Origin of the sequence: Pseudonocardia sp. ICBG1034 (genome assembly GCF_020131375.1) — a bacterium.
GTDB classification, from domain to species: Bacteria; Actinomycetota; Actinomycetes; order Mycobacteriales; family Pseudonocardiaceae; genus Pseudonocardia; species Pseudonocardia alni.
Genome location: NZ_JAHLEK010000015.1, coordinates 2,736,955 through 2,760,271, shown reverse-complemented (window position 1 = coordinate 2,760,271; position 23,317 = coordinate 2,736,955). Strand labels below are relative to the sequence as shown.

The window sequence follows — 23,317 nt, the reverse complement described above, 5'->3', positions numbered from 1 at the left end:
GAATCTAACCCGGACGTGCGCCCGGTCACGACCCGGGCGCGCCGTGGGACCGGGTCAGAGCTCCCGGGAGGCCCGCAGCCGGCCGAGGGCCTCCTCGAGGATGGCCTCGCCGTCGGCGTCGCTGCGCCGCTCCTTCACGTACGCCAGGTGCGTCTTGTACGGCTCGGTGCGGGGCGCGGCGGGCGGGTTCTCCGCGTCGCGTCCGCCCGGCAGCCCGCAGCGCGGGCAGTCCCAGGTCTCGGGGACCTCGGCCTCCGCGGCGAACCAGGTGTTGTTGACGTGCCCGTTCGCGCAGTAGAACGGGATGCGCTCGCGCGGAGCGGTCTCGCCCCGCTCGTTCTCGCCCATCGGTCCCGCACCGACCCGGGTACCGCGGATCGCGTTGCCGCCTGCCATGTCCCGTTCCCTCTCGTCCGTCCGAGGTGTCAGCCGGTGGCCAGCAGCAGGCCGTTGCCGACCACCGCGATGAGCCAGATGAGGCCGACGAAGACCGTGTAGCGAGCGATGTTGCGGTCCGCCGCCGCCGAGCCGGACAGGCTCGACTGCACGCCGCCACCGAAGAGACTGGTCAGACCACCACCCTTGCTGCGCTGCAGCAGGACCATCGCGATCAGCAGGAGGCTGGTCACGATCAGGATGATCTGGAGGGTCAGGATCACGTGCGCTTCCCCATCAGTGGTCGCTCGCCGGAGTGGGGAGAGAATACTCCAGCGGCCCCGACCCCCTCTGACAGGGGACCGGGGCCGCGGGACGCCTGCGGAGCCGTCTACGGCAGCGGACCGCCCGCGGCGATCGCCGACAGCTTCGCGAACTCCTCGGCGTCGAGGCTGGCGCCGCCGACGAGTGCGCCGTCGACGTCGGTCTGGGCCACGATCTCGCCCACGTTCGACGACTTCACCGAGCCGCCGTAGAGGACGCGGACGGTCCCGGCGACCTCGTCGGAGTACAGCTCGGCCAGCGTCGTGCGCAGTGCGGCACAGACCTCCTGCGCGTCGGCCGGGCCCGCCACCTTGCCGGTGCCGATCGCCCAGACCGGCTCGTAGGCGAGCACGAGACCGGCCGCCTGCTCGGCGGTGACGCCCTTCAGCGCCCCGCGCAGCTGGTCGGTGCAGTGCTGCACGTGGGTGCCCGCCTCGCGGACGTCCAGGCCCTCGCCGACGCACAGGATCGGGGTGATCCCGTGCCTGAGCGCGGCGAGCACCTTCGCGTTGACGACCGCGTCGTCCTCGCCGTGGATCTCGCGCCGCTCGGAGTGCCCGACGGCGACGTAGGTGCAGCCCAGCTTGGCCAGCATGACGCCCGACACGTCACCGGTGTAGGCACCGCAGTCGTGCGGGGACAGGTCCTGGGCGCCGTGCACGAGGCGCAGCTTGTCGCCGTCGATCAGCGTCTGCACGCTGCGGATGTCGGTGAACGGCGGCAGGACGGCCACCTCGACCTTGTCGAGGTACCGGTCGGGCAGGGCGAAGGCGAGCTTCTGCACCACCGCGATGGCCTCGAGGTGGTTGAGGTTCATCTTCCAGTTGCCCGCGATGAGGGGCTTGCGGGTGGCCATCAGGCGTCCTCCTCCAGCACGGCGACGCCCGGCAGGGTCGCTCCCTCCAGGAACTCCAGGGACGCGCCGCCCCCGGTGGAGATGTGGGAGAACGCGTCCTCGGCGATGCCGAGCGCCCGGACCGCGGCGGCGGAGTCCCCGCCACCGACGACGGAGAAGGCGTCGCCGTCGGCGATCGCCTGCGCGACACCGCGGGTGCCCTCGGCGAACGGCGCCAGCTCGAACACGCCCATCGGGCCGTTCCAGAAGATCGTCTTCGCGTCGGCGATGCGGGCCGCGAACTCCCGCACCGAGTCGGGCCCGATGTCGAGGCCCATCCAGCCGTCGTCGATCCCGTCCACCGGCACCGTCTTCGTGTTCGCGTCCGCGGAGAACGCGTCGGCGACGACGACGTCGGTCGGGAGGACGATCTTGCCGGACTCCAGGAGCGTCCGGCAGATGTCGACCTGGTCGGACTCCAGCAGCGAGGAGCCGACGCCGTGGCCCTGCGCGGCGAGGAACGTGAAGCACATCCCGCCGCCGACGAGCAGCGTGTCGACCTTCGGCAGCAGCGCCTCGATCACGGCCAGCTTGTCCGAGACCTTGGATCCGCCGAGCACGACCGCGTACGGGCGCTCCGGCGAACCGGTCAGGGTGCGGAGCACCTCGACCTCGGACAGGACGAGCCCGCCGGCGTAGGCGTCGAGCCGCTGCGCGACGTCGTAGACCGACGCCTGCTTGCGGTGGACCACGCCGAACCCGTCGGAGACGAACGCCGCGTCCTCGCCGACCAGGGCGACGAGCTCGTCGGCGAACGCGCCGCGCTCGGCATCGTCCTTGCTGGTCTCGCGGGCGTCGAACCGGATGTTGTCCAGCAGCACGACGTCGCCGGCGGCCATCGACGGGAGCGGGGTGCCGAGCTCGACCAGGCGCACCGGGGCGCCCAGCAGCTCGCCGAGCCGCTGCGCGACCGGGGCCAGCGAGAGCTTCTCGTCGGGCCCGTTCTTCGGGCGACCCAGGTGCGCGGTGACGACGACCTGCGCGCCCGCACCGGACAGCGCCTGGATCGTCGGCACCGACGCACGGATGCGGCCGTCGTCGGTGATGTTCCGGTCGTCGTCGAGGGGAACGTTCAGATCGGAGCGGACCAGCACGGTCCGGCCCTGTACGCCCTCGGCGACGAGGTCGTCGAGGGTCCTCACAGCTTCGACGCCACCAGACCGGTGATGTCGACGAGGCGGTTGGAGTAGCCCCACTCGTTGTCGTACCAGCCGACGATCTTGACCTGGTTGCCGATGACCTTGGTCAGACCCGAGTCGTAGATGCACGAGTGCGGGTCGGTCACGATGTCGGAGGAGACGATCGGGTCCTCGGTGTACTTCAGGACGCCGGAGAGCGGGCCCTCCGCGGCCGCCTTCATCGCCGCGTTGATCTCGGCGGCGGTGACCTCCTTGCGGACCTCGACGGTCAGGTCGGTGGCCGAGCCGGTGGGGATCGGCACCCGCAGCGCGTAGCCGTCGAGCTTGCCCTTGAGGTGCGGCATGACCAGCGAGATCGCCTTCGCCGCACCGGTGGAGGTGGGGACGATGTTCAGGGCGGCGGCGCGGGCGCGGCGCAGGTCCTTGTGCGGCCCGTCCTGCAGGTTCTGGTCCTGGGTGTACGCGTGGATCGTGGTCATCAGACCCTTCTCGATCCCGGCCAGGTCGTCGAGCACCTTCGCCATCGGCGCGAGGCAGTTGGTGGTGCAGGACGCGTTCGAGACGATGGTCTGCGAACCGTCGTAGTCGCCGTCGTTGACGCCCTTGACGATGGTGATGTCCTCGTCGGTCGCCGGGGCGGAGATGACGACCTTCTTGGCGCCGCCGTCGAGGTGCTTGGCCGCGGCCTCGCGCTTGGTGAAGATGCCGGTCGACTCGACGACGACGTCGACGCCCAGGTCCTTCCAGGGCAGCTCGGCGGGGTCGCGGACGGCGAGGCCCTTGAAGCCCTTGCCGTCGACGACGATCTCGTCGCCCGAGGTGGTGACCTCGTAGGGCAGGCGCCCCAGGATCGAGTCGTACTTGAGCAGGTGCGCGAGCGTCGCGTTGTCGGTGATGTCGTTCACCGCGACGATCTCGATGTCCGTGGTGCCGGCGGCGCGCTGGGCGTCCACCGCCCGCCAGAAGTTCCGGCCGATGCGGCCGAAGCCGTTGACTCCTACGCGGACCGTCACAGATGCCTCCAGGGCTCGTCGTGCCTGTCGTCTTCTCCCCCGGCCCGCCGGGTCCCGGCGGTGGGGTGTGGCAGGTCGATCGCGGGTCGGCGCCCGTGGCGGGCGCCGGCGCGTGCCGTGCTCGGCAGCCACCCTATCGGCGCATCGGCCGTCGCGACCCCCGTAGGGCCCGTGACCTGCGCCGCGCTCGGGGATCGGGCGCGGTCGGACCGCTCCGGACGGGCCCCGGTGTGGAGACGGACCGGTACCGGCCGGTATCCGGACACACGACGGCCCCGTGCCCGGGCGGGTCACGGGGCCGTCGCGGGCGTGCTCAGGCCAGGCGGAGCAGGCGGCGCCAGCCCGGACGGGTGTCGGGGACACCGGCGGCGGCGCGCTCGTCGTCGGAGAAGCCGTCGACGGGCTCGTGCGGGCGGCCGTCCCGGGCCCGGGTCACGAACGCCGAGGCCGCGGACAGCGCCGCGGTGACCCCGGCCGCGCCGGGACCGGCGGTGATGGTGGCGGTGACCGGCACGCCGAAGCGCTCGGCCCCGTCGCCCGCGGGCCGCTCGGCGACGGCGACGGCGGCGTCCCCGCCCTCGCCCCGGTTCTCCCCGGACGCGGCCGCCCGCGCGCCCGCGGTGGCCGGGATCGTGCCGGTGGTCACGTCGACCAGCACGAACTCCCAGGCGTAGGTGCTCTGCTGGTGGACGATCCGCTCGCGGACGGCGGAGGTGTCGCCGACGGCGCCCTCCCCGACGAGCAGGACGACGACCCGCTCGGGGCGGTCCGCCTCGTCGCGGGCGGCGAGCTCGTCGCCGACGGCGCCGAGCAGCCGGGCCGCGCCGCCGCGCAGGTCCGGGCCGCCGAGCGGGCGCAGCTTCGCGGGCAGTGCGGTGCGGGCCTCGGCGGCACCGACCGGGACGGCGGGCGGGTGCGTGCCGTCGGGCAGCGAGCGGGTGAGGTCGTCCCCGGTGGCGACGACGACCTGCAGGTGACCGTCGTGGGCGTCCTGCTCGGCGAGCAGGTCCGCGAGACCGGAGCGCAGCGCGGGCAGGAGCGGCCGCAGCATGCTGGATCGATCGAGATGAACGGCGAGGAGGGTGGAGCCCGGGATCGTCACGGCGGCATCATGCCCGACGCCCCGCACCCCCCTCGTGACGGGGTGTGACCGCGGTCAGCGCCCGCCGCCCTCCTCCTCCAGCATCTCGGCGGTGACGGCGGACTCGGTGTCGGGGATGCCGAGCTCGGCGGCCTTCTTGTCCGCGGTCTGGAGCAGCCGCCGGATCCGGCCGGCCACGGCGTCCTTGGTCATCGGTGGGTCGGCCAGCTGGCCCAGCTCCTCCAGCGACGCCTGGGTGTGCTCGGCCCGCAGCCGACCGGCGGCCTGCAGGTGCTCGGGCACCTCGTCGCCGAGGATCTCCAGGGCGCGGCTGACCCGGGCCGCCGCGGCGACCGCGGCCCGCGCCGAGCGGCGCAGGTTGGCGTCGTCGAAGTTCGCGAGCCGGTTGGCCGTCGCCCGGACCTCGCGGCGCATCCGGCGCTCCTCCCAGGACAGGACGCTCTGGTGGGCGCCCATCCGGGTCAGCAGTGCGCCGATCGCGTCGCCGTCGCGGACCACGACCCGGTCGGCGCCGCGCACCTCGCGGGCCTTCGCCGCGACGCCCAGCCTGCGTGCCGCGCCGACCAGGGCCAACGCGGCCTCGGGGCCGGGGCAGGTGACCTCCAGTGCGGAGCTGCGGCCCGGCTCGGTGAGCGACCCGTGCGCGAGGAACGCACCGCGCCAGGCGGCCTCGGCGTCGGACAGGTCACCGGACACCACGGGCGGTGGCAGCCCGCGCACCGGGCGGCCGCGGTTGTCGAGCAGCCCGGTCTGGCGGGCGAGTCCCTCGCCGTCGCGGATCACCCGGATCACGTAGCGGGCGCTGCGGCGCAGACCGCCCGCGGTGATCACGTGCGCGTCGGCGGTGTGGCCGTAGAGCTCGTGGATCTCGCGGCGCAGCCTGCGGGCGACCGAACCGGTGTCGACCTCGGCCTCGATCACCACCCTGCCGCCCACGATGTGCAGGCCGCCTGCGAAGCGGAGCAACGAGGCGACCTCCGCGCGCCGCGACGACTGCTTGGTGACGGTGAGCCGGCTCAGCTCGTCCTTCACCGTGGCGGTCATGGCCATCGGGAGCTCCTTCCGCGCTGCGGGCTGTCGTGCTGCGGCCTGTCGTGCGTGCCGTTCTCCGCCGGGACACGGCCGGGGGTCAGAGTGCCGAACACGTCGGCGAGTGCCCCGGCCAGTGCGTCCGGGTCGTGCCGCGGGGTCGCCGCCCGGGCGTCGGCGACGGCGGCCGGCCACACCCGTCCGCCGGGGACCAGCAGGTCGGCGGCGGCCGCGTCCAGCCGGTCCGGCAGGCTCACCGACCCGGCGTCGGCCAGGACGGCGTGCACCCGCAGACCGGGAGCGTGCCCGGACAGTACTTCAAGGTGCTGTTCGGGGGAGAAACCGGCGGTCTCCCCCGGCTCGGGGGCCAGGTTGAGCAGCACGACCCGGGCCGCCGGGGTCTCCAGCAGCGCGTCGCGCAGCCCGGGCACGAGCAGGTGCGGGAGCACGCTGGTGAACCACGAGCCGGGTCCGAGGAGCACGACGTCGGCGTCGCGCACCGCGCGGACGGCCTCGTCGCAGGCGGGCGGGTCGGCGGGCCGCAGCCAGACCCGGCGCACCCGGCCCGGGGTGGAGGCGACGGCGACCTGACCCCGGATCAGGTGGGCGCCGTCGACGCCGTCCAGCGCGACCTCCGCCTCGATGTCCAGCGGCACCCGGGCCATCGGCAGGACCCGTCCGGCGCAGCCCATCAACTCGCCGACGGTCGCCAGTGCGCGCACGGGGTCGCCGTCGCGTTCCAGCAGCCCGGCGAGCAGCAGGTTGCCCACCGCGTGCCCGGCCAGGGCGCCGGTCCCGCCGAAGCGGTGCTGGACCAGCCCGGACCAGAAGCGGCCCCGCTCGTCGTCGCCGGCCAGCGCCGCGAGTGCCATCCGCAGATCGCCGGGCGGGAGCAGACCGAGCTCGCGACGCAGCCGCCCCGAGGACCCGCCGTCGTCGGCCACGGTGACCACGGCGGCGATGTCGGTGACCGGCGGGCAGCGGCGCAACGCGGTCAGCGTGGCGTGCAGGCCGTGCCCACCGCCGAGCGCGACCACGCGCAGTCCCCCGGTGCGCTCGGGTGGGCGTGGGCTCACTCGCGCCCCATGTCGCGGTGCTCGACGTTGACCTGGATGCCCTCGCGGTCGGCGAGCCGGCGCCCGATCTCCTCCGAGATCGCCACCGAGCGGTGCTTGCCGCCGGTGCAGCCGACGGCCACGGTCAGGTAGCGCTTGCCCTCGCGCCGGTACCCGGCGCCGACGAGGTCGAGCAGCTCCAGGTAGCGGTCGACGAACTCCTCCGCGCCCTCCTGGGACAGCACGTAGTCGCTGACCTCCCGGTCGCGGCCGGTGAACGGGCGCAGCTCGGGGATCCAGTGCGGGTTGGGCAGGAACCGCACGTCGACGACGAGGTCGGAGTCCAGCGGCAGCCCGTACTTGTAGCCGAACGACAGCACCGTCACCCGGGTCGCGGCATGCGCGCTCTCCTGGGCGAACGAGCCCTCGATCCGGGTCCGCAGGTCGTGCACCGACAGGTTCGAGGTGTCGACGACGAGGTCGGCGTCCTCGCGCAGCGGCCGCAGCACCTCGCGCTCGGCGTTCAGGCCGTCGGTGATGCGCCCGGCGCCCTGCAGCGGGTGCGAGCGGCGGTTCTGCTCGAAGCGGCGCACCAGCACCGCGTCGGACGCCTCCAGGAACAGCAGCTTCGGCCGGTAGCCACGGCCGTCGAGGTCCTTGATGACGGCACCGAGGTCGTCGGTGAACGCGCGGGAGCGCACGTCCATCACCACCGCGATCCGGGCCACCTCGCCCCGGGCCCGCGATCCCAGCTCGACCATCGTGGCGATGAGCTCGGGGGGCAGGTTGTCCACCACGAACCAGCCCAGGTCCTCCAGGACCTTCGCCGCGGTGCTGCGCCCGGCCCCGGACAGGCCGCTGACCACCGCGACCTCGATCCCCGGGCCCGCGGTCACCTCGCCGTTGTCGTCGGTCATGCCTTCTCCCCCTCGGTTCCGGCGTGCAGGGCCGCGACCACGGACTCGGCGGTCCGGCGACCGAAGCCGGGCACACCGGCGATCTCGTCGACGTCGGCGGCGCGCAGCTTGCGCACCGACCCGAAGTGCTTGAGCAGCGCCTGCTTGCGGGCCGGGCCGAGCCCGGGGACCCCGTCGAGAGCGGACGCCGTCATGCCCTGCGAACGACGCTGGCGGTGATAGGTGATGGCGAACCGGTGCGCCTCGTCCCGGATCCGCTGCAGCAGGTAGAGCCCCTCGCTGGTCCGGGACAGGATCACCGGGTCGGTGTCGTGGGGCAGCCAGACCTCCTCGAGGCGCTTGGCGAGCCCACAGACCGCGACGTCGGTGATCCCCAGCCCGGCCAGTTCCGCGGCCGCCGCGTCGACCTGCGGCTTCGCGCCGTCGACGACGAGCAGGTTCGGCGGGTAGGCGAACTTCTTGGGCCGCCCGGTCTCCGGGTCGATCCCGGTGCGCACGGTGTCGCCGGGCGCGACCTCCCCGGAGCCCTCGGTGGGGGCCGGCTCGTCGGCGGTCTCGGCCAGGTAGCGGCGGAACCGGCGGCGCACGACCTCGGCGATCGAGGCCACGTCGCCCTCGGCGGCGGCCTCACGGATCTCGAAGCGGCGGTACTCGGACTTGCGGGGCAGCCCGTCCTCGAAGACCACCAGCGACGCGACCACGTTCGTGCCCTGCACATGGCTGATGTCGATGCACTCGATGCGCAGCGGCGCCTGGTCGAGCTCCAGGTTCTCCTGGATCTCCTGCAGCGCGGCCGACCGGGCGGTGAGGTCCCCGGCGCGGCGCAGCTTGTGCTGGGCGAACGCCTCCTTCGCGTTCCGCGCGACGGTCGCGGCGAGGTCCCGCTTGTCACCGCGCTGCGGCACCCGGATCCCCACCCTGGAGCCGCGCAGCCCGGTCAGCCAGCGCTCCAGCGCGGGCGTGTCGGAGGGCAGCACCGGGACGAGGATCTCCTTGGGCACCGGCTGCGCCGCGTCGTCGGCGGCGCCGGCGAGGGCGTGCTGCTCGCCGTAGAACTGGGAGACGAACCGCTCGACGAGCTGCTCGGTGTCGGTCGGCTCGACCTTGTCGATCACCCAGCCGCGCTGGCCGCGGACCCGGCCGCCGCGGACGTGGAAGACCTGGACCGCGGCCTCCAGCTCGTCCTCGGCGAAGGCGACCACGTCGGCGTCGGTGCCGTCGCCCAGCACGACGGCCTGCTTCTCCAGGGCGCGGCGGAGCGCCCCGAGGTCGTCGCGCAGCCGGGCGGCGCGCTCGAACTCGAGGTTCTCCGAGGCCTCGGCCATCTCGCGTTCGAGCTGGCGGACCATCCGGTCGGTGCGTCCGGACAGGAAGTCGGAGAAGTTCTCGACGATGTCGCGGTGCTCGTCGGCGGTGACCGTGCCCACGCAGGGGGCGGAGCACTTGTCGATGTAGCCGAGCAGACAGGGCCGCCCGATCTGGCCGTGCCGCTTGAAGACCCCCGTCGAGCAGGTGCGCGCGGGGAAGACCCGCAGCAACAGGTCGAGGGTCTCGCGGATGGCCCAGGCGTGGGCGTACGGGCCGAAGTAGCGGACGCCCTTGCGGCGCGGGCCGCGGTAGACGTGCAGCCGCGGGTACTCCTCGTGCATCGTCACGGCGAGGACGGGATAGCTCTTGTCGTCGCGGTAGCGGACGTTGAACCGAGGGTCGTACTCCTTGATCCAGTTGTACTCGAGCTGGAGGGCCTCGACCTCGGTCCCGACGACCGTCCACTCCACCTTCGCCGCGGTGGTGACCATCTGCCGGGTGCGCGGGTGCAGGCCGGACAGGTCGGCGAAGTAGGAGTTCAGCCGCTGCCGCAGGCTCTTGGCCTTGCCGACGTAGATCACCCGGCCACGGGGGTCGGAGAAGCGGTACACCCCGGGCGACTCCGGGATCGTCCCGGTCGCCGGACGGTAGGTGCTGGGGTCGGCCATGGTGACTCCCAGGGTAGTTGCGGGCACCGACGGTCCCGGTCCGGCCCCGGCCTCGGCGCGGGCCCCGGACGAGGTGTAGGGACGCGTGTCGGCCGGGGACCTCGCGCGGCCCCGCCGGAACTGTCGGTAGGGTCCGGTACACCTCGCCCTCGAACACGAGTTCGACCATACCGAGCCCGAGGAGACCGCCGTGAGCACCGCGCAGGAGACCGGCCCCCGCACCGACATCGGCACCGCGCCGGGTGAGCAGGTGCCCGGGGCCCGGCTGGACCGGATCCGCAAGCTGCTGGCGAAGGCGGAGCGGGCCGGCACGCCGGACGAGGCCGAGATCTACACCGACAAGGCGTTCGCCCTGATGGCGCGGCACGGGATCGACGAGGCGCTGCTCGCGGCGGCCCCCGGCGCCGGGGCGGCGCGGGCCGACCCGATCGGCCGGAGCCGGATCACCGTCGACAACCCCTACAGCGGGGCGAAGGCGCGGCTGCTGGGGTGGACGGCGTCGGCGCTGCGCTGCCGCTGGGTGATGCACGACCAGCGGGGCGGCTCGGTCGCCGCGGTCACCGTGTTCGGGTTCGCCTCCGACCGGGAGCGGGTGGAGCTGCTCTACACCTCGCTGCTGCTGCAGGCCACGGCCGCGCTGGCCGCGGTCCGCCCGCCGGACCCGGGCGAGTCGGTGGCGGCCTACCGGCGGTCCTGGATCTACGGCTTCGCGGGCCGGGTCTACGAGCGGTTGTGCGAGGCCGAGCGCTCCGCGCTGGGCGAGACCGAGGCGGAGACCGGGCGGGCGGCGGCGTCGACCGAGCTGGTGCTGGCCGACCGGGGCGCCGAGGTGGACCGCGCCTACGACGCCGAGTTCGGCCGGCTGCGCCGCGCCCGCCGCCCGCAGGTGTCGGGCAGCGGGTTCCGGCACGGGGCCGCCGCGGCCGACCGGGCCGACCTGGGCGGCCCGCGCCTGGACGACCGGGCCGGGGCGCCGGGCATCGGCGCCTGACCCGTCACTCCCCCAGGACGGCGGTGCGGTGCAGGGTGCGCAGGGTGCGGACGTGGCGCACGGCCAGCCCGCGGTCGACGGCCTGCACGGCGAGCACCGACTGGTACTCGTCGTCGGGCAGCTCCAGGCGGGCCGAGGCGGCACCGTCGGGGAACGAGACGCCGTGCACGTCGGCCCAGTCGTACCACCGGGCGGTGATGACGTTGCGGACCTCGATGCCGTGGCTGTCGGCGCGCACCCGGGGGCGGGCCATGAGCAGCAGACCGCCGGCGACGAACGCCCCGATGACCATCATCGCGACCTGGTCGGCCGGCTGGAAGATCACCCCGGTGTCCTCGGCGGGCATGAAGTAGGCCGCGATGAGGAAGAACACCATCACGCCGGCGGCGCTGAGCCAGGCGGTCCAGCGGATGACCCGCGGGCGCAGGGTCACCGCGTCCGGTCCGGGTCCGGTCCGGGTCTGCGCCGCCGGGGCGGGGGCGGTGGAGTCGGTCGGCTGCTCGGTCACTGGAGTCTCCCTGTGCTGCCCCGGGTCGGGATCACGGGCGGGTCGGGGCGCCGGCGCGCAGGTCGCGCAGCGCCAGCGCCGATTCGAGTGCGGCGATGCAGGCCTCGGACCCCTTGTCCTCGGCGGCGCCCGGCGCACCGGAGCGGTCGATCGCCTGGTCCACCGTGTCGGTGGTGAGCACGCCGTTGCCGACCGGGGTCGACTCGTCGAGCGCCACGCGGGTGAGGCCCGCGGTGACGGCGTCGCAGACGTACTCGAAGTGCGGGGTGCCGCCGCGGACGACGACACCGAGCGCGACGACGGCGTCGTGGCCGCGGGCCAGCTCCTGGGCGACGACCGGCAGCTCGACGGTGCCGGGCACCCGCACGACCGTGGGCTCGGCTCCGGCCTCCCGGGCCGTGGCGACGGCCCGTTCCAGCAGCCGGTCCACGATCTCGGCGTGCCAGCGGGCCGCCACCACCCCGACCCGCAGTCCGCTCGCGTCCAGCTGCGTGGCCCCGGAGGGCCGGCCCTCACCGCTCATGGGCCGATTCTCGCCTCTCGGCCCGCGCGCCGCGCCACGGGGTCTCCCGGTGCGCGGTGCGCGGCCGGGTCAGCGCGCCGGATCGGCGACCTCGCCGAGGTCGGGCAGGTCGTGGCCCATCCGGTCGCGCTTGGTCCGCAGGTAGCGCAGGTTCTGCGGGGTCGCGCGCACCGGCATCGGCTCGCGGCCGACCACGCGCAGTCCGTAGCCCTCCAGCCCGGCCCGCTTGTCCGGGTTGTTGGTGAGCAGCCGCATCGACTTGACGCCGAGGTCGGCGAGGATCTGGGCGCCGATGCCGTAGTCCCGGGCGTCGGCGGGCAGGCCCATCGCGAGGTTGGCGTCGACGGTGTCGGCGCCGGCCTCCTGGAGCTGGTAGGCCTGCAGCTTGTGCAGCAGGCCGATCCCCCGGCCCTCGTGTCCGCGCATGTAGAGCACGACGCCGCGACCCTCCTTCGCGACGGCCTCCAGGGCCGCGTCGAGCTGGGGGCCGCAGTCGCAGCGCAGCGAGCCGAGGACGTCGCCGGTGAGGCACTCGGAGTGCACCCGGACGAGCACGTCCTCGCCGTCGTCGGCGGGGGTGGCGATGTCGCCCATCACCATGGCGATGTGCTCGGTGCCGTCGAGGGTGCAGTCGTAGCCGTGCGCGAGGAAGTCGCCGTGGCCGGTGGGGATCCGCGCGGTGGCGACCCGCTCGACGTGCTTCTCGTAGCGGCGCCGGTAGGCGATGAGGTCGGCGATGGTGATCAGCGTGAGGTCGTGGTCGGCGGCGAACACGCCGAGCTCCTCGCCGCGGGCCATCTCGCCGGTGTTCTTCTCCGAGACGATCTCGCACAGCGCGCCGGCGGCGGGCAGGCCCGCCATCCGGGCGAGGTCGACCGCGGCCTCGGTGTGCCCGGGGCGGCGCAGCACGCCGCCCTCGCGGGCCTGCAGCGGCACGACGTGGCCGGGCCGGACCAGGTCGTGCCGGTCGGTCCCCGGGTCGGCGAGCGTGCGGATCGTGTGCGCGCGGTCCTGGGCGGAGATGCCGGTGGTGATGCCCTCCTTCGCGTCCACGGTGACCGTGTACGCGGTGCGGAAGGAGTCGCGGTTGGTGTGGTGCATCGGCGGCAGGTCGAGCCGCTCGCAGGCCTCCCCGGTGATGGCCACGCAGACGTAGCCGGAGGTGTAGCGGACGGTGAATGCCAGCAGCTCCGCGGTCGCCTTCGACGCGGCGAAGATCAGATCGCCCTCGTTCTCGCGGTCCTCGTCGTCCATCACGACGACCGGCTTGCCCTCGGCGATGTCGGCGATGGCCTTCTCGATCTGGGCGAAGCGCTCGGCCCGCTCCGAGGGGGACATCGCGGTGTGCGGGGCGTCGGGCAGCTTGCCCGACCCCTGGCCTGCCGGAGTGACCGGCGACGTCAACGGCTCGCTCACCGGGCGACCCCTTCCTGTCCGGACCCGGGCCCCTGCAGGTACCCCGCGGTCATGCGTTCCACGTACTTGGCGATCACGTCGACCTCCAGGTTGACCGGGTCCCCCGGGGTGCGCGACCCCAGTGTGGTCTCGGCGAGGGTCGTCGGGATCAGCGCCACCCCGAACCCGTCCGGGTACACGGTGGCGACGGTCAGCGAGACACCGTCGACGGCGACGGAGCCCTTCTCCACGACGTAGCGGGCGAGCTCGGCGGGCAACGAGAAGCGGACCTCGTCGCTGCGCTCGCCGGGGGTGCGGGAGACGACGGTGCCGACGCCGTCCACATGCCCCTGCACGATGTGGCCGTCGAGCCGGCCCCCGGCGGGTACGGCGCGCTCCAGGTTGACCCCGGACCCGGCGCCGACGGCGCCGAGCGAGGTCCGCTTCAGCGTCTCGGGCACCAGCTCCAGGGTGAGCGTGCCCGCGCCCGGCCCGGTGACGACGGCGGTGAGGCAACAGCCGTTCACCGCGACCGACTCCCCGTGCCCGACCTCGGCGGCCAGGGCCGCGCGCACGGTCAGCACGACGACGTCGTCGTCGGTGCGGACGTCGACGACCTCGCCGACCTCCTCCACGATCCCGGTGAACATCGCCCGTCCCTCCTACTGCGGCACGTCCGGCCCGGTCGGGCCGGGTGCCGGTCGTGCGTCGATGACCACGTCGTCGCCGGCGCGGTGGACCTCGTCCACGTGCAACCGCACGATGTCGGCGATCGTTACCACGCCCGCGTCGCCGAGGGCGTGCGGTCCCGCGCCGAGCAGGGCCGGGGCCAGGTGCACGAGCACCCGGTCGACGAGTCCTGCGGCGACGAACGCACCGGCGAGGGTCGGTCCGCCCTCGAGGAGCACGTCCACCACGGTCCGGTGGCTGAGCTCGGCGAGCACCTCCCCCGGATCGCGGGTGCGGAGGTGGACCACGTCGGCGGTGCCGGTTTCGTCGGTCCGGGCCAGCCGGGCGCCGGGCGGGACGTCGCGATGTCCCACCACCACCCGCAGGGGCTGGTGGTCGAACAGGGTGCCGTCGGGCCGGCGGGCGGTCAGCGCCGGGTCGTCGGACAGGACGGTACCCGTGCCCGCGACGATCGCGTCCATCCTGCGGCGCAGGTCATGCACCGTACCGCGCGCGACCGGGCCGGTGATCCAGCGGCTGGTGCCGTCGGCGGCGGCGACGCGGCCGTCGAGCGTGGTGGCTACCTTCCAGGTCACGTGGGGGCGTCCGGTGCGCGTGCGGTGCAGCCAGCCGCGCAGCGGACCGAGCGCGACCTCGTCGGCGAGCGTGCCCAGTGTCACATCCACTCCGGCGGCGCGCAGCCGGTCCAGACCGCCCGCGGCGACCGGGTTCGGGTCGGCGACCGCGGCGTGCACGCGGGCGACACCCGCCTCCAGGAGACCTTCCACGCACGGCGGGGTGCGGCCGGTGTGGTTGCACGGTTCGAGCGTGACCACCGCGGTGCCGCCCGCGGCCCGCGCGCCCGCCGCGGCGAGCGCGACCCGTTCGGCGTGCGGGCCGCCGGGTGGCGCGGTGGCGCCGACGCCCGCCACCTCGCCGTCCCGGTCGAGGATGACGCAGCCGACCGCCGGGTTGGGGCTGGTGGTGCCGTGAACCTCCACGGACGCGGCCAGCGCACGGCGCATCGCCGCCACCGTGCGGCGGTCCGGGCCGGTCGGGCCGTCCACTGCTCCTCGCTCCGGGGGCCGGGGCGGGCTCAGCCGGCCCAGCGGTGCGGGTTCGCGCGGCGGACGCTGTCGCGCAGCGCCGCGACGGCACGGCCCGGGTCCTCGGCGCCGTAGACGGCCGACCCGGCGACGAAGCAGTCGACGCCGGCCTCGGCGGCCGCGTCGATGGTGTCGGCGTTGATGCCGCCGTCGATCTCGACGAGCACGGTGAGGTGCCCGGTGTCGACCAGGTTGCGGACGGTGCGGACCTTGTCGAGGACCTCGGGGATGAAGCTCTGCCCGCCGAAGCCGGGCTCGACGCTCATGACCAGCAGCGTGTCGTAGTGGCGGAGCACCTCGACCCAGGGGTCGAGCGGGGTGCCGGGCTTGATCGACAGCCCGGCGAGGGACCCGGCGGCGCGCAGGTTCTTGGCCAGCATCACCGGATCGAGGGCGGCCTCGGCGTGCACGGTCACGTTGCGGGCGCCCGCCTCGGCGTAGCCCGGGGCCCAGCGGTCCGGGTCCTCGATCATCAGGTGGCAGTCGAGCGGGATGTCGGTGGCGGCGCGCAGGCTCTGCACCACCGGCAGGCCGAGCGTCAGGTTCGGCACGAAGTGCGCGTCCATGACGTCGACGTGCAGCCAGTCCGCGCCGTCCCCGGTCCCGTCGCCGCCCACGGCGGCGGCCTCCTCGCCGAGTCGGGCGAAGTCGGCCGAGAGGATGCTGGGCGCGATCATCGGGTGCACGCCGAGGAGGTTACTGGCCGCTCGCCGGCGGCCCCGCACCCGTGGGCGAGGCCGCCGTCACACCGCGGTCAGCCCTCGAGCGGGCGGCGCAGCAGCGCCAGGAACATCGCGTCGGTGCCGTGCACGTGCGGCCATAGCTGGACGGTCGGCCCGTCCCCGAGGCCGGGGACCTCGCCGGGCAGCCAGGCGCGCGCGTCGAGCTGGTCGACGGCACCGGCCGGGCCGGGGCGTCCCTCGCGGCCGACGATCCGGCCGACGACGCCGACGGTCTCCGACACGTGGGGTGAGCAGGTGACGTAGGCGACGACGCCACCGGGGCGGACGTGCCGCAGCGCGGCGACGAGCAGCTCGCGCTGCAGCCGGGTCAGCGTCGCGATGTCCTCGGGGCGGCGCCGCCAGCGGGCCTCGGGGCGGCGGCGCAGCGCGCCCAGCCCGGTGCAGGGCGCGTCGACGAGCACCCGGTCGTAGCCGCCGTCGGGCAGCGGGGCCTCCCGGCCGTCGGCGACGTGCACGGTGACCGGCAGCTCCGCGACGGACCGGCGCACGAGGTCGGCGCGGTGCTCGCTGGACTCGACCGCGTCGAGCGTCCCGCCCCGCGCGGCGACGAGCCCGCCCAGCAGCGACGCCTTGCCGCCCGGCCCGGCGCACAGGTCGAGCCAGCGGCCGGTGTCCTCGCCCAGCAGCTCGGCGCGGGCGAGCGCGGCGGCGACGAGCTGGCTGCCCTCGTCCTGGACGATCGCGAGCCCCTCGGCGACGGCGTCGAGCTCGCCGACGTCGCCGCTGCCCGGTTCCAGGTGCACGCCGTAGGGCGAGTAGGGCGCCTGCTCGCCGCCGGTGGCCAGGGCCAGCTCCTCGGCGGTGATCTCGCCGGGCCGGGCGAGCAGGTGCACGCGCGGCCGGGTGTCGTCGGCGGCGAGGGCGGCGGTCAGCTCCTCTCCGGTGCCGCCGAGCGCGTCGGCGAAGGCCTGCGCGATCCAGCGCGGGTGGGCGTGGCGCAGCGCGGCGTCGCCGACCGGGTCCTCGGCGGGGTCGGGGGCGAGGCGGTCGAGCCACTCGGCCTCGGTGTGCTCGCCGATGCGGCGCAGCACCGCGTTGACGAACCCGGCCGACTGCGAACCGTGGTCGGACCGGACCAGCTCGACGCAGGTGGTGACGGCCGCGTGGTCGGGCACCCGGGTGCGCAGCAGCTGGTAGGCGCCCAGGCGCAGCGCGTCGAGCAGGGCGTGCTCGATCTTGGCCAGCGGGCGGTCGGTGCAGGCGTCGATGATCGTGTCGAGCAGTCCCTGGGCGCGCAGGGTGCCGTAGCCGAGCTCGGTCGCCAGGCCGGCGTCGCGGTCGCGCAGCCGGTGCCGGCGCAGGATGCCGGGCAGGGCGAGGTTGGCGTAGGCGTCGCGCTCGCGGACGGCGGTCAGCAGCTCGTAGGCCGCCTGCCGGGCGGGGTCGACGGCCGGGGGCCTGCCGGGGCCGCTGCGGCCACGGGGCGGGCCGGAGTTGCGGGGGCCGGAGGTGCGCTCGCGGCGGGGGCCGCGGTCCCCGCCACGGTCCCCGCGGTCGTCGCGGCCGCCGCGGCGGTCGTCCCCGCGGTCGGGGCGGGGACGGTCGCCCTGCGGGCGGTCACTGCGGGGACGGTCACTGCGGGCGCGGTCGCCCTGGGGTCGGTCGCCCCGGGGCCGGTCGCCACGCGGGCGGTCGTCACGGTCGTACGGCGGACGGTCACCGCGGGGGCGGTCGTCACGTCGGTCGGGGCGGGGCCCGTCGCCGCGTGCACGGTCGCCGCCGGGGCGGTCGCCGCGCGGGCGGTCGTCACGGGAGCGGTCCTCACGGTCCCGGTACGGCCGGTCCCCACGGGGACGGTCGTCGCGGGTGCGGTCCCCGCCGCGGGCGCGGTCGTCGCCGCGCGGCCGGTCGTCGCGGCCCCGGAACGGGCGGTCGCCGCGGGGACGGTCGTCGCGCGACCGGTCCCCGCCGTCGCGCGGGCGGGCCACGTCGCCGCCGGAGCGCGAGTGGCTGGGCCGGTCGGAGTCGCGCCACCCACCGCCACGGCGCTCCCCGGAGCCACCCGGACCACCGGAGCCGGAGCCGCCGCGCCGGTCGCCGGACCCCGGGCCGCCGCCCCAGCCGGACCCGGTGCGCGGGCCGCGGTCGTCGCGCGACCGGTCCCCGCGGGCCCGGTCACCGCCCGACCGGTCACCGCCGGGCCTGTCGCCGCCGCGGTGCCGGTCGTCGTCGCCGGCGCGCCGCTCGGGGCGGTCGGACCGGCCGGGCTGGTCGCGGTCGGGTCGGGGGTCCTGCTCGCTCACGTGGTCTCCTCGGCGGGGTCCGCCGTGGCCGGGGGCCGGCCGTCGTCCGGGATGTCGGGAAGTCGGTGTGGTGTCGGGAGGTCGGTGCGCCGGACCGGGGCGGGTGGCGGCGGTCAGCCCAGGTACTCGACGCCGTCGATCCGGGCGCCGCGGGCCCAGTCCGGCGCGGGCATGAACCGCTTGCCCTTCGGCTTCACCTCGCCCAGCTCGACCGGGACGGTCGCGGTCCCGGCCAGCACCCGGCGACGCTCGACCCGCAGCTCCCCCGGAGCGAGCTCGACCTCACCGGTGCGCAACGGGCGGACCGGGCCGAGCCCGAGGCGGTCGTCGCGGAACCCGCACCACGCACCGGGCTCGGGGGTGACCGAGCGGATCAGCCGGTCCAGCGCGGCGGCCGGGGCCGTGAAGTCGGCGCGGGCGTCGGCGGTCGTGACCTTCGGCGCGAGCGACACCCCCTCGGCGGGCTGCGGGACGGCGGTCAGCGTGCCGTCGGCGATGCCGTCCAGGGTCGCGGCGAGCAGCCGGGCACCGGACTCGGCGAGCCTGCCCAGCAGGTCGCCCGCGGTGTCGGTCGCGCCGACGGTCTCGGTGACCAGGCCGTAGGTGGGCCCGGTGTCCATGCCCTCCTCGAGCCGGAACGTGGTGGCGCCGGTGACGTCGTCGCCGTGCCGGATCGCGGACTGCACCGGGGCCGCGCCACGCCAGGCGGGCAGCAGCGAGAAGTGCAGGTTGACCCAGCCGTGGACGGGCACGTCCAGCACCGGGCGGGGCAGCAGCGCCCCGTAGGCGACGACCGGTGCGCAGTCCGGGGCGAGCGCGCGCAGGGTGTCGAGGAACTCCGGGTCCGACGGCTTCGCGGGGGTCAGCACCGGGATCCCCGCCGCGTCGGCGAGCTCACCGACCGGGGAGCGGGTGAGCCTGCGGCCGCGCCCGGCGGGGGCGTCCGGGCGGGTCAGCACCGCGACGACCTCGTGGCCGGGGTGCTCCAGCAGCGCCCGCAGCGACGGCACCGCCGGATCGGGGGTGCCGGCGAACAGCAGCCTCATCGAGCCTTGCCGAACATGGGGTGCGGGCTCGCCTTGACCACCGGCTCGGGCTCGCCGAACCAGGCGGCCTCCCGGATCTCGCGCATCGCCAGCTTGCGGGTCTCGGCGTCGAGCCGGTCGACGAACAGCACGCCGTCGAGGTGGTCGGTCTCGTGCTGGATGGCCCGCGCCAGCAGCTCGGAGCCCTCGACCACCTGCGGCTCGCCGTGCATGTCCCAGCCCCGCGCGACGACGTGCAGCTTGCGCCGGCAGTCCCAGCCGAGCCCGGGGATGGACAGGCAGCCCTCCATGCCGAACTGCTCGTCCTCGCCGACGGCCTCCCAGGTCGGATTGACCAGGTGCCCGGAGAAGCCGTCGCAGTCGTAGACGAACACCCGCTTGCCGACGCCGATCTGCGGCGCGGCCAGACCGGCGCCGCCCTCGTCGTGCATGGTGTCGGTCAGGTCGGTGACGAGCTTGCGCAGCTCCGCGTCGAAGTCGGTGACCTCGGTGGCGCGGGTGCGCAGGACCGGGTCGCCGAACAGCCGGACGGGCTGGATGGGCACGGGCTTCCCCTCACGGCGGACGAGTGCGGTGATCAGCGCTCCATTGTGCCACTGCGGCACCGCCGCTCCCGTCCGGTGTCACGGCGGTGACGCGGCGCACCGCTCAGTCGATCTCGTCGGGGTCGAGCCGGACCCGGACGGTCTCGGGGGCCTTGCGGGCGGTGCGCAGGGCCTGCGCGTCGTGCAGGGCACGGGCCAGATCGCGACCGGCGCGGCGCGGGACCCGCAGCAGCGCGCGCTCGCGGACCTCGTCGGCGGCGCCGTGACCGGCGCCGGGCCGGTCCGGCGGGTCGATCTCGACCGGTCCGAGCAGCTCCACCCCCTCGGGCGGGGCCGGGTCGACGCGCCCGGTGCCGAGCACCGCGTCGCAGATCTCGGCGACGGCGGCGGGCGGCCCCTCCACCGAGGCCATCCGGATCGCGGGCGGGAACCCCACCTCGGCGCGTTCGGCGAGCTCGGCCTCGGCGTGCCCGGCCGGGTCCCACCGCACCAGCGCCTGCACCGTCGGCACCGACGCCTCGGCCACGACGACGACCCGTCCGCCGTCGGTGTGGGGCACGACCCCGGCGGCCGCGGCGAACCAGCGGCGCAGCGTCTCCTCGGCGACGCGCAGGTCGGGCCGGGCGAGCATCGCCCAGCCGTCGAGCAGCAGCGCGGCGCCGTAGCCGGCCCCGCCGCCGCCGTCGACGACCGGCTCCGCCCCCGGCGTGGCGACGACCAGCGCGGGCCCGGCCGGGACGGTGTCGAGGACCTCGGCGCCCCCGCCGGAGGTCCGCACGGTGACGCCGGGGAAGGCGCGGCCGAGCTCCTCGGCGGTGCGCCCGGCGCCGACCACCCCGGCCCGCAGCCGTCGCGACCCGCAGTGCCCGCAGCGGAACGCCGGCTCAGCCCGGCCGCACCAGCGGCAGGCGGGCAGTGCACCCTCGGAACCCGCGCCGGAACGCGGCAGGCCCAGCGGGCCCGCGCAGTGCCGGCAGCGGGCGGCGTCGCGGCAGGACGCGCACGCCAGGAACGGCAGGTAGCCCGACCGCGGCACCTGCACCAGCACCGGGCGCCCGGCGGTCAGGGCGGCGCGGGCGGCCTCGAACGCGACGCCCGGGACGCGGGCCGCGCGGGCGGCCGGGTCACGCACGAGCTGGGTGTCGGTCTCACCGATCGCGGTGACCCGCGGCATCCGGGCACGCACCCCGGCACGGTCGGCCGCGATGGGACTCGCCCAGCGGGTCTCGACGAGCACCTGCGCCTCGGCGGTCCGGGCGAACCCCGCGAGCAGCAGCGCGGCGCCCTCGCGGTGTGCACGCAGCACCAGCACGTCGCGGACCTGCGGATAGGGGGCGCGGGGCTCGGAGTGGGAGTCGTCGCCGTCGTCCCAGACGGCCAGCAGGCCGAGCTCGCCGAGCGGGGCGAACGCCGCGGACCGGGTGCCGACGACGACCCGCACGCTCCCCCGCCGCACCGCCAGCCAGCGCCGGTAGCGCTCGGCGGGCCCGAGCTCCGCGGTCAGGGCGACGACCCCGTCCTCGCCGAGCAGCGCCGCGCAGGCGCCGTGCAGCCGGGCGACGTCGCGTTGGTCGGGCACGACGAGCAGGGCCGAGCGGCCGGCCGACCGGGTGGCGACGGCGGCCTCGGCCAGCCGGGCCGCCCACTCCTCCCCCGGCAGCGCCTGCCAGACGGCGTGCGCGGCGCGCCCGCCCGCCAGCGCGTCGAGGAACGCACCGCCGCGCGGGTAGGCCTCCCAGCCCGCACGGTCGACCGGGGCGGGCTCGGCGGCGCCGCGTTCCCGCGGGGTCTCGGACTCGACGCGGGCGTGCCGGGCGGGTACCGCGAGGCGCACGACGTCGGCCATCACCCCGGCGTAGCGGTCGGCGACGGCCCGGGCCAGCCCGGCCACCTCGGCGGTGAGCACCGGTTCGGGCGAGACGACCTTGTCGACCCAGGCGAGCTTCCCGGCGTGGGCGGTGTCGTCGGAGCGCTCCAGCAGGAAGCCGTCGACCAGCCGGCCGGCGAACCGCACCCGCACCCGCACACCGGGGACGGCGGCGTCGTCGAGATGGGTCGGGACGCGGTAGTCGAAGGCCCGGTCCAGGTGCGGCAGCGCGACGTCGACCAGCACCCGCGCGACCGGACGGGCCGGGGCGGGCTGCCACTGCCCCCGGTCGCGCCCCGGGCGGCGGGCGCGGGCCGCCGGGGCCGGACGCGGAGAGCTCACGCCGAGGGTCTACCACGCGGCACCGACGCCCCCCGGAGACGCCCGTGGCCGCCGACCGCGCGGGACGGTCGACGGCCACGGGGCACGTGCTCGGCGCTCAGCCGCCGGCGACCGACTTCAGGGCGTCGGCGCGGGAGGTGTCCTCCCACGGCAGCTCGACGTCGGTGCGGCCGAAGTGGCCGTACGCGGCGGTCGGGCCGTAGATCGGGCGCAGCAGCTTCAGGTCGCGGATGATCGCGGCCGGGCGCAGGTCGAAGACCTCCTCGATGGCGGCCTGGATCCGCGCCGGGTCGACGTTCTCCGTGCCGAAGGTCTCCACGAACAGCCCGACCGGGGCGGCCTTGCCGATCGCGTAGGCGACCTGGACCTCGATCCGCCCGGCGAGCCCGGCGGCGACGGCGTTCTTGGCGACCCACCGCATGGCGTACGCGGCGGAGCGGTCGACCTTCGACGGGTCCTTGCCGGAGAAGGCGCCGCCACCGTGGCGGGCCATGCCGCCGTAGGTGTCGACGATGATCTTGCGACCGGTGAGGCCCGCGTCCCCCATCGGGCCGCCGAGCACGAAGCGGCCGGTCGGGTTGACCAGCAGCCGCGGCTGCGACGGGTCCCAGCCCAGCGCCTCCACCTCGGGGGTGACGACGTGCTTGAGGATGTCGGGGGCCAGCATGCCGTCGAGGTCGACGTCCGCGGCGTGCTGGGAGGACAGGACCACGGTGTCGAGGCGGACCGGCTTGTCGCCGTCGTACTCGATGGTGACCTGGGTCTTCCCGTCCGGGCGCAGGTACGGCAGCGTGCCGTTCTTGCGGACCTCGGTCAGCCGGCGCGACAGGCGGTGCGCCAGCGCGATCGGCAGCGGCATCAGCTCGGGGGTGTCCTCGCAGGCGTAGCCGAACATCAGGCCCTGGTCGCCCGCGCCCTGCTTGGCGATCTCGTCCTCGGCGGACTCGACGCGCTTCTCGTAGGCGGTGTCGACGCCCTGGGCGATGTCGGGCGACTGCGCACCGATCGCGATGTTGACGCCGCAGGACGCGCCGTCGAAGCCCTTGGCGGAGGAGTCGTAGCCGATCTCGAGGATCTTGTCCCGGACCAGCTGCGGGATCTCGACGTAGGCGTTGGTGGTGACCTCCCCGGCGACGTGCACCTGACCGGTGGTCACCAGGGTCTCGACGGCCACCCGGCTGCTCGGGTCCTGCGCGAGCATCGCGTCGAGGATGGTGTCGCTGACCGCGTCACAGATCTTGTCGGGGTGGCCCTCGGTGACCGACTCGCTGGTGAACAGGCGACGGCTCGTGGTTGACACGCGCAGTTTCTCCATCCCGTTGGAAACGTTCTCCGCTCCGGCGCGACGACCCCGCCGCGCTCGCTCGGACGCGCGACCATGATCGCGAGCGCCCCTCGGGATGCAGGGTAGTCCAGACCGGCCGCCCGTACGGGACTCGCAGGAGGGAACTCACACACGGAGCGTGACGACACCCGGCGAGTTCGCTACCCGGCGTCGCCGGATGGGGTGATTG

The 23,317-nt window shown here is 75.4% G+C and carries 21 protein-coding genes and 1 pseudogene; 1 reads left to right on the top strand and 21 read right to left on the bottom strand.

What is annotated here, in order from left to right; all coding sequences use genetic code 11:
- Positions 1-54: 54 nt before the first annotated feature.
- From KPF22_RS14420 to uvrC, 10 genes are all read right to left on the bottom strand, one after another.
- Positions 55-396 carry an RNA polymerase-binding protein RbpA gene (locus KPF22_RS14420; RefSeq protein ID WP_020627702.1) on the bottom strand — a complete coding sequence of 114 codons (342 nt, stop codon included), beginning with the start codon at positions 394-396 and terminating at the stop codon, positions 55-57.
- A 29-nt stretch (positions 397-425) separates the two neighbouring features.
- Complete coding sequence (gene secG, locus KPF22_RS14415) at positions 426-659, bottom strand: preprotein translocase subunit SecG (protein ID WP_020627703.1); 234 nt, start codon at positions 657-659, stop codon at positions 426-428.
- Between the two features lie 107 nt (positions 660-766).
- Entirely contained in the window at positions 767-1,555 is a 789-nt protein-coding gene (tpiA, locus tag KPF22_RS14410; RefSeq protein WP_224402325.1) for a triose-phosphate isomerase, read from the bottom strand.
- Positions 1,555-2,736, bottom strand: a complete 1,182-nt coding sequence (pgk, locus tag KPF22_RS14405; protein ID WP_224402324.1) for a phosphoglycerate kinase — start codon at positions 2,734-2,736, stop codon at positions 1,555-1,557. Before pgk ends, tpiA begins: the two co-directional genes overlap by 1 nt.
- Positions 2,733-3,746 (bottom strand): type I glyceraldehyde-3-phosphate dehydrogenase, encoded by a 1,014-nt coding sequence (gene gap / locus KPF22_RS14400; RefSeq protein ID WP_208821204.1) that lies wholly within the window; start codon positions 3,744-3,746, stop codon positions 2,733-2,735. Before gap ends, pgk begins: the two co-directional genes overlap by 4 nt.
- A gap of 313 nt (positions 3,747-4,059) precedes the next feature.
- The gene (locus KPF22_RS14395) at positions 4,060-4,797 is read right to left on the bottom strand and encodes a hypothetical protein (protein WP_208821206.1); all 738 of its coding nucleotides are present in this window, start codon (positions 4,795-4,797) and stop codon (positions 4,060-4,062) included.
- Between the two features lie 105 nt (positions 4,798-4,902).
- The gene (gene whiA / locus KPF22_RS14390) at positions 4,903-5,898 is read right to left on the bottom strand and encodes a DNA-binding protein WhiA (RefSeq protein ID WP_062395598.1); all 996 of its coding nucleotides are present in this window, start codon (positions 5,896-5,898) and stop codon (positions 4,903-4,905) included.
- A complete protein-coding gene (gene yvcK / locus KPF22_RS14385) occupies positions 5,889-6,920 on the bottom strand; it encodes a uridine diphosphate-N-acetylglucosamine-binding protein YvcK (protein WP_208821264.1) in 1,032 nt (343 codons plus the stop codon). The genes whiA and yvcK overlap by 10 nt, the downstream gene beginning before the upstream one ends.
- A 29-nt stretch (positions 6,921-6,949) precedes the next feature.
- Complete coding sequence (rapZ, locus tag KPF22_RS14380; RefSeq protein WP_208821208.1) at positions 6,950-7,849, bottom strand: RNase adapter RapZ; 900 nt, start codon at positions 7,847-7,849, stop codon at positions 6,950-6,952.
- Positions 7,846-9,825 (bottom strand): excinuclease ABC subunit UvrC, encoded by a 1,980-nt coding sequence (gene uvrC, locus KPF22_RS14375; protein ID WP_208821210.1) that lies wholly within the window; start codon positions 9,823-9,825, stop codon positions 7,846-7,848. Before uvrC ends, rapZ begins: the two co-directional genes overlap by 4 nt.
- Before the next feature lie 190 nt (positions 9,826-10,015).
- On the opposite strand from uvrC, the gene KPF22_RS14370 reads away from it, so the two are divergent.
- Positions 10,016-10,816: a DUF2786 domain-containing protein gene (locus tag KPF22_RS14370; protein ID WP_307799303.1), complete on the top strand. Its 801-nt coding sequence runs from the start codon at positions 10,016-10,018 to the stop codon at positions 10,814-10,816.
- A 4-nt stretch (positions 10,817-10,820) separates the two neighbouring features.
- Here the strand turns inward: KPF22_RS14370 and KPF22_RS14365 are convergent, their stop codons facing one another.
- From KPF22_RS14365 to metK, 11 genes and pseudogenes are all read right to left on the bottom strand, one after another.
- The gene (locus KPF22_RS14365) at positions 10,821-11,324 is read right to left on the bottom strand and encodes a PH domain-containing protein (RefSeq protein ID WP_374107477.1); all 504 of its coding nucleotides are present in this window, start codon (positions 11,322-11,324) and stop codon (positions 10,821-10,823) included.
- Positions 11,325-11,355: 31 nt separating this feature from the next.
- On the bottom strand, positions 11,356-11,847 hold the full coding sequence (gene ribH / locus KPF22_RS14360) for a 6,7-dimethyl-8-ribityllumazine synthase (protein WP_208821212.1): 492 nt from the start codon (positions 11,845-11,847) through the stop codon (positions 11,356-11,358).
- A gap of 69 nt (positions 11,848-11,916) precedes the next feature.
- Positions 11,917-13,185: a bifunctional 3,4-dihydroxy-2-butanone-4-phosphate synthase/GTP cyclohydrolase II gene (locus tag KPF22_RS14355; RefSeq protein WP_208821268.1), complete on the bottom strand. Its 1,269-nt coding sequence runs from the start codon at positions 13,183-13,185 to the stop codon at positions 11,917-11,919.
- A 74-nt stretch (positions 13,186-13,259) separates the two neighbouring features.
- Positions 13,260-13,892, bottom strand: a complete 633-nt coding sequence (locus tag KPF22_RS14350) for a riboflavin synthase (RefSeq protein WP_208821230.1) — start codon at positions 13,890-13,892, stop codon at positions 13,260-13,262.
- A 12-nt stretch (positions 13,893-13,904) separates the two neighbouring features.
- Positions 13,905-14,936 carry a bifunctional diaminohydroxyphosphoribosylaminopyrimidine deaminase/5-amino-6-(5-phosphoribosylamino)uracil reductase RibD gene (ribD, locus tag KPF22_RS14345; protein ID WP_208821270.1) on the bottom strand — a complete coding sequence of 344 codons (1,032 nt, stop codon included), beginning with the start codon at positions 14,934-14,936 and terminating at the stop codon, positions 13,905-13,907.
- Positions 14,937-15,007: 71 nt separating this feature from the next.
- Positions 15,008-15,694, bottom strand: a complete 687-nt coding sequence (rpe, locus tag KPF22_RS14340) for a ribulose-phosphate 3-epimerase (protein WP_208821272.1) — start codon at positions 15,692-15,694, stop codon at positions 15,008-15,010.
- A gap of 77 nt (positions 15,695-15,771) precedes the next feature.
- A pseudogene (locus tag KPF22_RS14335) lies at positions 15,772-17,223 on the bottom strand (RsmB/NOP family class I SAM-dependent RNA methyltransferase); the annotation flags it as partial.
- An 893-nt stretch (positions 17,224-18,116) separates the two neighbouring features.
- Entirely contained in the window at positions 18,117-19,049 is a 933-nt protein-coding gene (fmt, locus tag KPF22_RS14330; RefSeq protein WP_224402323.1) for a methionyl-tRNA formyltransferase, read from the bottom strand.
- The gene (def, locus tag KPF22_RS14325; RefSeq protein ID WP_208821234.1) at positions 19,046-19,594 is read right to left on the bottom strand and encodes a peptide deformylase; all 549 of its coding nucleotides are present in this window, start codon (positions 19,592-19,594) and stop codon (positions 19,046-19,048) included. The genes fmt and def overlap by 4 nt, the downstream gene beginning before the upstream one ends.
- Positions 19,595-19,697: 103 nt before the next feature.
- Positions 19,698-21,803, bottom strand: coding sequence for a primosomal protein N' (locus tag KPF22_RS14320; protein WP_224402322.1), 2,106 nt, complete (start codon positions 21,801-21,803; stop codon positions 19,698-19,700).
- 97 nt (positions 21,804-21,900) lie between these two features.
- Complete coding sequence (metK, locus tag KPF22_RS14315) at positions 21,901-23,103, bottom strand: methionine adenosyltransferase (protein ID WP_238590020.1); 1,203 nt, start codon at positions 23,101-23,103, stop codon at positions 21,901-21,903.
- Between the last annotated feature and the right edge of the window lie 214 nt (positions 23,104-23,317).